General features: G+C 65.0%; 1 pseudogene. It reads left to right on the forward strand.

The window, feature by feature from the left end:
* A pseudogene (locus AC559T_RS17520) lies at window positions 1-221 on the forward strand (hypothetical protein); the annotation flags it as partial.
* Window positions 222-360 lie beyond the last annotated feature (139 nt).

Below are 360 nucleotides of genomic sequence, written 5' to 3' on the forward strand. Positions count from 1 at the left end.
TGCCGCGTGGTGGTGAGCTCATCGACTCGCCGGTACTCGACTACCGAACAGTCCGCGGCGTCAACAGCTACAGCTCGCTAACCCCGGCGCGGGAGGTCGCTGACGGATGCGCTCGCCTCACCGAGTTCTGCGGCGTGCCGTTCCTGGGCGTCGATTTCAAGATCGACCACGCGACGGGAGAATGGTTCTTCCTGGAGACCAACTCGATGCCGTGCTTTTAGGGATACGACGAACGCGCGGACGGCGCCATCTCCCGCGCGATCGTCGACTGGCTCAGCACGCCGGAATGCTGACGCGCCGCGTGCCACGCACGTCCTGTGGGGTACCGACACTCGGGCACCGGCGTTGACTTGGGCTTTT

Source organism: Frankia sp. Hr75.2, from assembly GCF_949319125.1.
Classification (GTDB): Bacteria; Actinomycetota; Actinomycetes; order Frankiales; family Frankiaceae; genus Parafrankia; species Parafrankia soli.